This window comes from Streptomyces sp. NPDC054863 (genome assembly GCF_053610825.1).
The window spans coordinates 1-10,468 of sequence record NZ_JBSGZD010000279.1; the positions used below are offsets into that span (position 1 = coordinate 1).

12 protein-coding genes are annotated in these 10,468 nt (G+C 71.0%); 4 read left to right on the forward strand and 8 right to left on the reverse strand.

From position 1 onward, the window contains the following. Positions 1–123: 123 nt before the first annotated feature. Entirely contained in the window at positions 124–636 is a 513-nt protein-coding gene (locus ACWGIG_RS31825) for a flavin reductase family protein (RefSeq protein WP_453325161.1), read from the reverse strand. Between the two features lie 277 nt (positions 637–913). Then, positions 914–1,243: a TlpA family protein disulfide reductase gene (locus tag ACWGIG_RS31830; protein ID WP_453325162.1), complete on the reverse strand. Its 330-nt coding sequence runs from the start codon at positions 1,241–1,243 to the stop codon at positions 914–916. Between the two features lie 271 nt (positions 1,244–1,514). Between ACWGIG_RS31830 and ACWGIG_RS31835 the strand changes: the two genes are divergently transcribed. Next, positions 1,515–2,237 carry a lysophospholipid acyltransferase family protein gene (locus tag ACWGIG_RS31835; RefSeq protein WP_453325163.1) on the forward strand — a complete coding sequence of 241 codons (723 nt, stop codon included), beginning with the start codon at positions 1,515–1,517 and terminating at the stop codon, positions 2,235–2,237. 22 nt (positions 2,238–2,259) lie between these two features. Here ACWGIG_RS31835 and ACWGIG_RS31840 read toward each other — a convergent pair whose 3' ends face one another. The 6 genes from ACWGIG_RS31840 to ACWGIG_RS31865 form a co-directional block, all read right to left on the reverse strand. Beyond that, positions 2,260–2,853, reverse strand: coding sequence for a transglutaminase domain-containing protein (locus ACWGIG_RS31840; protein WP_453325164.1), 594 nt, complete (start codon positions 2,851–2,853; stop codon positions 2,260–2,262). Between the two features lie 84 nt (positions 2,854–2,937). Next, positions 2,938–4,026: a threonine aldolase family protein gene (locus tag ACWGIG_RS31845; RefSeq protein WP_453325171.1), complete on the reverse strand. Its 1,089-nt coding sequence runs from the start codon at positions 4,024–4,026 to the stop codon at positions 2,938–2,940. Between the two features lie 92 nt (positions 4,027–4,118). Then, complete coding sequence (locus ACWGIG_RS31850; RefSeq protein WP_453325165.1) at positions 4,119–4,910, reverse strand: SDR family NAD(P)-dependent oxidoreductase; 792 nt, start codon at positions 4,908–4,910, stop codon at positions 4,119–4,121. Continuing rightward, the gene (locus ACWGIG_RS31855) at positions 4,907–6,304 is read right to left on the reverse strand and encodes a DUF6421 family protein (protein WP_453325166.1); all 1,398 of its coding nucleotides are present in this window, start codon (positions 6,302–6,304) and stop codon (positions 4,907–4,909) included. Before ACWGIG_RS31855 ends, ACWGIG_RS31850 begins: the two co-directional genes overlap by 4 nt. A gap of 81 nt (positions 6,305–6,385) precedes the next feature. Continuing rightward, on the reverse strand, positions 6,386–7,435 hold the full coding sequence (locus ACWGIG_RS31860) for an alpha/beta hydrolase (protein WP_453325167.1): 1,050 nt from the start codon (positions 7,433–7,435) through the stop codon (positions 6,386–6,388). A gap of 9 nt (positions 7,436–7,444) precedes the next feature. Continuing rightward, the gene (locus ACWGIG_RS31865) at positions 7,445–8,566 is read right to left on the reverse strand and encodes an LLM class flavin-dependent oxidoreductase (protein ID WP_453325168.1); all 1,122 of its coding nucleotides are present in this window, start codon (positions 8,564–8,566) and stop codon (positions 7,445–7,447) included. 52 nt (positions 8,567–8,618) lie between these two features. On the opposite strand from ACWGIG_RS31865, the gene ACWGIG_RS31870 reads away from it, so the two are divergent. The 3 genes from ACWGIG_RS31870 (at position 8,619) to ACWGIG_RS31880 (ending at position 10,336) form a co-directional block, all read left to right on the forward strand. Next, a complete protein-coding gene (locus ACWGIG_RS31870; RefSeq protein ID WP_453325169.1) occupies positions 8,619–9,383 on the forward strand; it encodes a PadR family transcriptional regulator in 765 nt (254 codons plus the stop codon). 105 nt (positions 9,384–9,488) lie between these two features. Beyond that, on the forward strand, positions 9,489–9,614 hold the full coding sequence (locus ACWGIG_RS31875; protein ID WP_398418009.1) for a hypothetical protein: 126 nt from the start codon (positions 9,489–9,491) through the stop codon (positions 9,612–9,614). A gap of 38 nt (positions 9,615–9,652) precedes the next feature. Next, positions 9,653–10,336, forward strand: a complete 684-nt coding sequence (locus ACWGIG_RS31880) for a glycerophosphodiester phosphodiesterase (protein WP_453325170.1) — start codon at positions 9,653–9,655, stop codon at positions 10,334–10,336. Positions 10,337–10,468 lie beyond the last annotated feature (132 nt).

Below are 10,468 nucleotides of genomic sequence, written 5' to 3' on the forward strand. Positions count from 1 at the left end.
GAATATTACTCGTCAGTACACCCAGAGCGTTCCCCGTAAGCAAGCGCTTTGAACTGTGACCTTGCCAACGCTGTGTAATCGCCGACAGAAGAGCGTTCCCGGGCTCGTGTTTTTGAGAGCGCCTCAGTCGCGCAGGGCGTTGAAGCGCCCCTGGTGGTAGAGGAGCGGTCGGCCCTCCCCGGACGGGTCCCCCGCAACGGCCTGGGCGAGCACGATGCGATGGTCCCCCGCGGGCACCTGCGCCACCACCCGGCACACCAGCCACGCCAGTACGCCGTCGAGCACGGGGACGCCCTCGGGTCCGGTGTGCCACCGGGTGGGAGCGCCGAATCGGTCGGCGCCGCTGCGCGCGAACGTCGCGGCGAGCGCCTCCTGATGCTCGCCCAGCAGGTGTACGCCGATGTACTCCGCCTCCGCGACGACAGGCCAGCTGGAGGACCCCGTGCCCACGCCGAAGGAGACCAACGGGGGCTCGGCGGCGACGGAGTTGAGGGACGTGGCGGTGAACCCGACGGGGCGCGGCCCGTCGCCGGCCGCGGTGATCACGGCGACACCGGCGGCATGCCTGCGGAAGACCGAGCGGAAGAGGTCGGGGGTGGCCTGCCGGGGCACGGCAAGGGAGGGCTGGAGCGTCATGGAGTTGTCCTTCGACGGGAACGGGAGGCGCGGTCCTGGAGTCCGTGGCTGCTCAGACACCCGGACAGCGCGCGCTCGCGTGACGGACCAGGTCCACGTGGACCCGCCCGTGGAGAAGGAGTTCCGACGGCATGACGTCACCCTGACTTTGGGGGGTCAACTGCGTCAAGTACGCACGGGGTCCAGGGCACTGGGAGATTGATCACGTTGCGTCACCCGCCGCCCCTCATGGAGGCGGTGCGCTGCGGCGGTCGCGTGGAGGTCGCCACAGGGAGGTTCACGCGACGGCACGCCCCAGCGCGGCGATCACGTCCGCCCGGCGCGGCTGTCCCGTCGCACGGCGCACGATCCGGCCGTCCGCGTCCAGGACGAGTACGGTCGGCGTCTGCCGGACGTCCAGCTCCCGTACGAGGGCGAGGTGGTCCTCGGCGTCGATCTCGACGTGGGTGACCCCGTCGACCATCGCGGCCACTTCGGCGAGGGTCCTGCGGGTGGCCCGGCAGGGCTGGCAGAACGCGCTGGAGAACTGCACGAGGGTGGCCCGCTCCCCCGGTTCGACGCCGAGTTCGTCGAAGCCCAGCCGTCTTCCGCCGTCGTGTTCCGGCATATTTCACCCTCCCCTTACGCACTGCTTGACACAGTGTGCAGCGTGCGGCCCGGCGCTGCGATTCCCGGGCCCCTCGACGCTCCGGAAGAGCCCGCAGCAGGTCAGGGTATGAGTGGACATCGCCGGACGTGATGAGAATCTCGCGTTCTGGGTACCCGGGGACTGGCTACTCGGCCGTACATGGGGCACGATCTGCCCAACGCCGAAAACCTACGGCAGCGTAACTTTCGTACCGGGAGAGCCCTCCCCGGTCAGAGAAGGGTCCCCCGTCATGGCAGAACTCGTCTATCGGCCGGTCGTCGGCGCCGCTCGTACCCTGTTCAAGGCGCTCGACCTCAAGATCGACACTCAGGGTTCTGAGAACATCCCCCGCTCCGGCGGGGCAGTGCTGGTCAGCAACCACATCAGTTACCTCGACTTCATCTTCAACGGCCTCGCCGCTCTGCCGCAGAAGCGCCTGGTGCGCTTCATGGCGAAGGAGTCGGTGTTCCGGCACAAGGTGTCGGGGCCGCTGATGCGCGGCATGAAGCACATCCCGGTGGACCGCAAGCAGGGCGAGAACGCGTACCGGCACGCGCTGGACTCGCTGCGCTCCGGCGAGATCATCGGGGTGTTCCCGGAGGCGACGATCTCCGAGTCGTTCACGCTGAAGAGCTTCAAGTCGGGTGCGGCCCGGCTCGCCCAGGAGGCCGGCGTGCCGCTGATCCCGATGGCGGTCTGGGGCACCCAGCGCATCTGGACCAAGGGCAGGCCGCGCAACTTCGGCCGCAACCACATCCCGGTCACCATCCGCGTGGGCAAGCCCGTGGAGGCCCCGGCGGACGAGTTCGCGGGCGCCATCACCCGGCGGCTGCGCGAGCGCGTCCAGGAGCTGCTGGAGGCCGCCCAGCGCGCCTACCCGGTGCGCCCCAAGGACGACAAGGACACCTGGTGGGTCCCGGCCCACCTCGGCGGCACGGCCCCGACCCCGGGGCAGCTGCGCGAAGCGGGCTGAGCCCCACCGGGCGCGCCGGGGCTCACAGGGCGTTCGGCAGCGCGTCCCACAGGCGGGGCCGGTCCGGCGCCTCCTTGAGGGCGCGCAGCACGGCCGGGTGGGGTGCGGCGTACAGGACCGGGTAGTCCACTTCGCCGCGCTCCCCCACCGGCACCCAGGCCAGCCGCTCGCCGTCGAGCGAGAACTGCGCGTCGACGCCCTCCTTGTTGCCGCGGCAGTCCTGCCGGTGCCACGCGCCGTGGAACCGTACGGCCACCAGCCCGTGCACACAGTGACCGCTCGCGCCGTCGTGCTCCAGACGCTGGTAGCAGAGCGCGGTGGGGATGTCCTCCGCCCGCAGCAGCGCCGCCAGGGCATGGGCCTTGGCGTGGCAGATCCCGGTGCCCTGCGCCAGGACGTCCGAGGCGCGCCAGGTGACGCGCGGGTCCCCCGAGTCGGCCGAGTGCGGGACGGTGTCCCGTACGAATTCGAAGGCCGCCTGGGCGTATGCATATGAATCCGAGACCTGCTCGGCGAGGCGCGCGGCCGTCTTCCGTACGAGCGGATGGTGAGGGTCGATGGCCTCGTCGGACCCCAAGTAGGCGGACAGGTCCGGGTTCTGCTGGATCAGCTCCATGGTTCGCGAGCATAGGAATGCGACCGACTGAGAGTCAATACCTTTTCAGTCGGTCGCATATCTATGCAGTTCTGTGGAGGGTGCTCAGCGGGGCATCTCCTCCTTGAGCGCCTGTACGAACGCGTCCACGTCGTCCTCGGTGGTGTCGTACGCGCACATCCAGCGCACGTGGCCGGCCGCCTCGTCCCAGAAGTAGAACCGGAAGCGCTTCTGCAGTCGCTCGCTCACCTCGTGCGGCAGCCGTGCGAAGACCACGTTCGCCTGCACCTCGTAGAGGATCTCCACGCCGTCGACGCCACGGACGCCCGCGGCGAGCCGCTGTGCCATCTCGTTGGCGTTGCGGGCGTTGCGCAGCCACAGGTCACGGGCGAGCAGCGCCTCCAGCTGCACCGACACGAAGCGCATCTTCGAGGCGAGCTGCATCGACGTCTTGCGCAGCCGCTTCATCGCCATCGGCCGGACCGCGTCCGGGTTGAGGACGATCACGGCCTCGCCGAAGACCATGCCGTTCTTGGTGCCGCCGTACGACAGGATGTCGACGCCGACCGCGTTGGTGAAGGCGCGCATCGGGACGTCGAGGGAGGCCGCGGCGTTGGCGATCCGCGCCCCGTCGAGGTGGACCTTCATGCCGTGCCCGTGGGCGTGCTCGCAGATCGCGCGTATCTCGTCCGGCGTGTAGAGGGTGCCGAGCTCGGTGTTCTGGGTGATCGAGACGACCTGCGGCATCGCCCGGTGCTCGTCGTCGAATCCCCACGCGTGCCGGTCGATCAGCTCGGGGGTGAGCTTGCCGTCCGGGGTCGGCACGGTGAGCAGCTTCAGCCCGCCCATCCGCTCGGGGGCGCCGCCCTCGTCGACGTTGATGTGGGCGCTCTCGGCGGCGATCACCGCGCCCCAGCGGTCGGTGAGCGCCTGGAGGCAGAGCACGTTGGCACCGGTGCCGTTGAACACCGGGAACGCCTCGGCGGACGCGCCGAAGTGGCCGCGCACCACCTGCTGGAGGTGCGCGGTGTAGTCGTCCTCGCCGTAGGCGACCTGGTGGCCGCCGTTGGCGAGCGCGAGGGCGGCCAGGACCTCGGGGTGCGCGCCCGCGTAGTTGTCGCTGGCGAATCCCCGTACGGACGGGTCGTGGCGGCGGCGGGCGTCGGTCCTGGGCGGGTTCGCCGGACCGGCCACGGACGTGGTGGTCGTGGTCGTCGTCACAGTCGTCGTGGTGGTCACTGAATCCGTCACTGCTGAATCCGTCGCGGAACCGGGCACGGAATCCGTCACGGCTTGGGGGTCAGCCACAGGCGCTGTCCATTCACTTCGGCGGCGGGCCGCTCCCAGACTCCGGCGATGGCCTCGGCCAGCTCCGTGACGTCCGTGAAGCCCGCGAACTTCGCATTCGGGCGCTCGGCGCGCATCGCGTCGTGCACCAGAGCCTTGATCACCAGGATGGCAGCAGCGCTGCGCGGCCCCTCCTCGCCCCCCGCCTTGCGGAAGGCGTCGCCGAGGGCGAGCGTCCACGCCTCGGCGGCGGCCTTGGAGGCGGCGTAGGCGGCGTTGCCCTCGGTCGGCTTGGACGCGCCGGCCGCGCTGATCAGCAGGTAGCGGCCCCGGTCGCTGCGCTGCAGTCCCGCCTGGAAGGCGAGCGAGGTGTGCTGCACGGTGCGGACCAGCAGCTTTTCGAGCAGGTCCCAGTCCGCCAGGTCGGTCTCCGCGAAGGTCGCGGAGCCGCGCCAGCCGCCGACGAGGTGGATCATGCCGTCGATCCGGCCGAACTCCTTCTCGGTCTTGTCCGCCCACGCACGGGTGGCGTCGAGGTCGAGCAGGTCGACGGTCTCGCCGATGACGGTGGCCCCGCCGTGTGCGTAACGGGCGGCGTCCACGGCCTCCGCGAGACGCGTCACGTCGGCGTCGGCGCCGATGACCGTGGCACCGGCCTCCGCCAGGCGCAGCAGAGCGGCTCGCCCCGCGGGGCCCGCCGCTCCCGCGACGGCGATGACGGCTCCGTCAAGGGGGCCCTCGGGTGTGTTGGCAGCGGTCATGTCGGTCGCCTCCTGGGCGCGGGCGCTCATGCGGCAACCCGCTCGGCGCCCGCCGCGGTGATCCCCTTGGTGGAGGCGATCACGGTCTTGAGCTTCTTGGAAAGCGCCTCATAGAACATGCTCAACGGAAACTCGTCGGGAAGCACGTCGTCGACCAGTTTCCGCGGCGGCAGCGACAGGTCCAGGGCGTCCGGACCCTTCGCCCAGCGCGACCCCGGGTGCGGGGCGAGGTAGCCCGCCACCAGGTCGTACGCGGCGAACCAGTGCACCAGCTTCGGGCGGTCGATGCCCGCCCGGTACAGGTCCTCGATCTCGGCGCAGAGCTGGTTGGTGACCCGCGGCGCCCGCTCCCAGTCGATCTTGAGGGTGTTGTCGGTCCAGCGCACCACGTCGTGCTTGTGCAGGTACGCGAAGAGGAGCTGGCCGCCGAGTCCGTCGTAGTTGCGCACCCGCGCGCCGGAGACCGGGAAGCGGAACATCCGGTCGAAGAGCACGGCGTACTGCACGTCGCGGCCCTGCGGGACGCCGTCGGCCTCCAGTTTCACGGCCTCCTTGAAGGCGGTGAGGTCGCAGCGCAGCTCCTCCAGGCCGTACATCCAGAACGGCTGCCGCTGCTTGATCATGAAGGGGTCGAAGGGCAGGTCGCCGTGGCTGTGCGTGCGGTCGTGGACCATGTCCCACAGCACGAAGGCCTCCTGGCAGCGCTCCTGGTCGGCGACCATCGCCCGGATGTCGTCGGGCAGGTCGAGGCCGAGGATGCCCACGGCGGCCTCGGTGACGGCGCGGAAGCGGGCCGCCTCGCGGTCGCAGAAGATGCCGCCCCAGGTGAATCGTTCCGGCGCCTGGCGCACGGCGATCGTCTCGGGGAAGAGCACGGCGGAGTTGGTGTCGTAACCCGAGGTGAAGTCCTCGAAGGTGATGCCGCAGAACAGCGGGTTGTCGTAGCGCGTGCGCTCCAGCTCGGCGAGCCACTCGGGCCACACCATGCGCAGCACGACGGCTTCGAGGTTGCGGTCCGGGTTGCCGTTCTGGGTGTACATCGGGAAGACGACGAGGTGCTGGAGGCCGTCGGCGCGCGACCGGGCGGGCTGGAAGGCGAGCAGCGAGTCCAGGAAGTCGGGGACGGCGAAGGCGGAGTCCGCCCAGGCCCGGAGGTCTCCCACGATCGCCCGGTGGTAGGCGGCGTCGTGCGGCAGCAGCGGGGAGAGCTCCTCGACCGCGCCGATCACCCGGCCGAGCACCGCCTCCACGGCCGTACGGGCCGGGGCGCCGTCGGCGTCGAAGTCGATGGAGCCGTCGGCGGACTGCCAGGGCCGGATCTCCTCGACCGCGCCCTTGAGCACGCCCCAGGCGGGGTGGTCGATCACCCGCGAGGCCTCGGTTATGCCTCCACCAGCAATGTCCTGCACCAGAATTTGCGTCATGTCACTTCCTCCACGGGAGAACCTCGCGTAAAGAAACCGTATCCACGCGTGGTTCTCCTGCACAAGGGGAGCCGGAAGAAATTATCCTGCCACACCCCCCGACTCACCGAAATTCTTCCTGTCGGACACCCCGACGGCGGTGATGGCTCCGGTGACGGCGGCCATGGCGGTACGGGAATCGGCGAGGACCCCGGTGAATCCGAGGAACCCGTGGAACATCGCGGGGAAGTGCTGTTCCACGACCTCCACCCCTGCTGCCCGCAATGCCGCGGCGTACTCCCTGCCCTCGTCGCACAGGGGGTCGCAGCCCGCCGTCAGGACGTGCGCGGGCGGCAGCCCCGAGAGGTCGGCGGCGCGCAGCGGCGAGACGTCCGGGTGGCGCGCCACAGGACTCCGCGGGCCCTCGGGGCCGAGGTACTGCTCCCAGAACCACCGCATGTGAGCCGCCGTCAGGAAGTAGCCGGAGGCGTTGCGGCGGTACGAATCGGTGTCCTGGGCGGCGTCGAGCACCGGGTAGAGCAGCACCTGGAGCGCGACGTCCGGGCCGCCCGTGTCGCGGGCGATCCGCGCGGCGACCGTGGCGAGCGCGCCGCCGGCGCTGTCACCCGCGACGACCAGGGCCCCGGGGTCGCCGCCCACCTCTTCGATGTGCTCGGCGACCCACCGCACGGCGGCGTACGCGTCCTCGACGGCGGCCGGATGGGGCGCCTCGGGGGCGAGCCGGTAGTCCACCGAGACGACTGCCGCGCCCGCGCCCGCGCAGATCCCGCGCACCGTGCCGTCGTGGGAGTCGAGACCGCAGATGCTGAACCCGCCGCCGTGGAAGAAGACGACGGTGGGGTACGGGGCGGGGCGGTCCGGCAGATAGAGGCGTACGGGGATCCCGGGCGCTCCGGCGGGCCCGGGGACCGTCCGGTCCTCGACGGCGCCCACCGCCGGGGGCTCCGTCCGCGGTCCGGGCAGGGCGGCGAGGATGCGGCGGGCCTGCGCCGCGTCGGTGACGGCGCCGCCGAGGTCGGGGAATCCGGCGCTCATGCGGTCGACGAGGGGGCGGGCAGCGGGGTCGAGCCGGTCAGGCACGGGGACGGAGGGGCGGGCCGTCGGGTCGGGCCGGTCGTGTTCCGGTGCCACGGCCGCTCCTCACGCCTCGCGGAAGTGCGGGATGACCTTGTCGCCCCACTGCCGCAGGGTTTCCAGGCATGCCTCTTGAGGCACCGTGCCCATCTGGATCAGGCACATGATCTCGTCGGCTCCCGCGTCGCGCAGCCGCTCCACGTACGCGATGGCATCGTCGGCGGTGCCGTACGCGTGGTCGGCGTGGAAGGTGGCCGTCGCGGCGGGGCGTACCGGGATCCGCTGCTCGTGCAGCCGGGCGGCCACCTGCTCGGCGGCCCTGCGCATCTCGGCCCTCTCGTCGGCGCCCGCCACGACCGCTTCGTCAGGGATTCCGGCGCCTCCGTACCAGTGGCCGATGGACTGCGCGAAGAAGCGCTGGCCGCGCACCCCGATGCTCCGGGCCCGCTCGCCGTCGTCCAGCACGATCGTGGGGCAGAGCACCGAGAAGTGGTCGTTGACGACGGTGGACACGAAGCGGTCGGCGCCGCGGGCCGCCCGGGCCGCGTCGTACGCCGCCCGCATCTCGATGATCGACTCGGGTCCGGCGAAGCCCATCACAAGGGCTCCGACGCCGAGTTCGGCGGCCTGGGCGAGGGTTTCGGTGCGGCTGCACGCGAGGAACAGCGGAGGGTGCGGGGTCTGCCGGGGGCGCGGCAGGATCGGGTGCGGGCCGATGTCGATGAGCTCGCCGTGGTACTCCAGCTCGTCCGCCTGCCAGGCCCGGCCGATGATGCGCAGCGCCTCCTCGACCTCCCGGGTCGTACGGTCCGGGTCCACGCCGCACAGCGAGGTCTCCTGCTTCGTACCGCCGCGTCCTGCTCCGAGGTCGAGCCTCCCGCCGGACAACAGGTCGAGCATGGCGGCGCGTTCGGCCACCCGCGCGGGGTGGTTGAAGGCGAACGGCATGCAGACGACGCCGTGCCCGATCCGGATGGTCGAGGTCTTCGCGGCGACGTAGGCGAGGAAGACCTCGGGGGCGCTCATGTGCGCGTACCACTTGAGGGAGTGGTGCTCGACGGCCCAGATCCGGTCGAACCCCATCCGCTCGGCCAGGACTGCCTGTTCGACGCTGTCGCGGATGACCTGGTGCTCGCGCTCGGGGGTGGGATCGGCCAGCTGCGCCTCGAAGACGACTGAGAATTTCACGGTCCCTCCAGGGGGTTGATTTCCGTGCTCCGCCCTTACTTCAATTCGCCATATGACTAGTCGTCAGGTCTCGAAGAAGCAAGACGCACGACAGGGCGGACTCCCACAACTCCCGCCCACCGCCTGGGCGGTGCTCGGCCTGCTGTCCTTCCCCGGCGGGCGCACGGGGTACGAGTTGAAGAAGTGGGCGGACTCCTCGCTGCGCTTCTTCTACTGGGCGCCCGCGATCAGTCAGATCTACGCGGAGCTGCGCCGTCTTGAGGCGCTGGGGTACGTCACGTCGAGCCGCTCGGGGCCCGAGGAGCCGCGTACCAAACGGCGTTACGCGATCACCGCCGCGGGCCGCGACGCGCTCGCCGGGTGGGCGGACGGCACCGAGGAGACGGGGCCCGCCGTACTGAAACACCCGCTCGTGCTGCGCGTCTGGCTGGGCCACCTCGCCGACCCGGCACGGCTCCGCGCCCGCGTGCGGGAGCATGTCGCGCACACGGAGCGGGAGTTGGCGGACGTACGGGAGGCGCTGGAGCGGGCCGAGGGGGTGGCGGACTGGGCGCATCCGCAGGTGGCGCTGCGCTGGGCCGAGCGGCAGCACCTGGCCGAACTGGAACTGGCGCGGGCGATGCTGGTCGATCTCACGGAACTCACCCCACCGGGGGCGGCCGGTGAACTCCCGCCGTGCACCCCAGGTCGGCTCCCCCCGGGCACCGCAGGTCAGCTCCCGCCGGACACCGCAGGTCAGCTTCCCCCGGGCCTCACCGGTCAGCTTCCCCCGGCCGGCGCCGGTCAACTCCCTCCGGCCGCGCCCACGGACGGGTGACGTAGCGCCGACCGGGCCACGGAGGGCGGTAGGACGGTCGCACCCTGTCCCCGTCGCGACCGTACTGCCCGACGTCAGCCCCTGATGCGCCTGGAGCCGTCCCCCATGAGCATGCGCGCCATCCTTCTCGCCGCCCTCGCCACCGGTCTGATCCTGGGAATCGCGGGTACCCAGTTCGAAGATTCCACTTCCTCGCGCCAGGCGGGTTCCGTTGCCGAGGCGGGCCGTTAATCTCGCTTTGAGCCGCCGTCGACGGAAGCGAGATCGCCTTGTCTTTCCTCACCATCGGTCATCGCGGAGTCATGGGTGTCGAACCCGAGAACACCCTGAGCTCCTTCCTCCACGCCCAGCAGGCGGGCATGGACGTCATCGAACTCGATCTGCATCTGAGCAAGGACGGCGGGCTCGTCGTCATGCACGACGCCGACGTCGACCGCACCACGGACGGCCACGGCCCCGTCTCCGCCATGTCGCTCGCCGAGCTGCGCGCCCTGGACGCGGGGGGCGGCCAGCAGGTCCCCCTCTTCGAGGAGGTGCTGGACGCCGTCTCCGCACCGCTCCAGGCGGAGATCAAGGACGTGGCCGTCGCACAGGCGCTCGCCGAGTTGATGCACCGGCGCGGCCTGGTGGAGCGCGTCGAGGTGCTGTCGTTCCACGACGAGGCCCTCGCCCGGACCTCGGCCCTGGTGCCAGGGGTGCGGACGGCACTGGTCGCGCAGTTCTACGGGCCCGAGGTGGTGGACCGCGCGCTGGCCGTGGGGGCCGGCGCCGTCGTGCTCGAACTGCAGCGGCTCACCCAGGAGACCGTGCGGCGCGCGCACGCGGAGAAGCTGCGGGTGATCGGCTGGGTGGTGAACACCGCGGAGGAGCTGCGGCTGGCCCACGCGCTGGAACTGGACGGGGTGACCACCGACTTCCCCGAGATCCGCAGGACCGGCCGCTTCATGGCCTGACCCTCGCGGGGCCGGCCCGGCCTGGGCGGCCCCGCAGGACCGGCCTCGTGCCTGGGGCCGGCCCCGCAGGACCTGCTCAGAGTTCCTTGAGCAGAAGCTCGAACTGGAGGTTCTCGCGCTGCGGGATGCCGA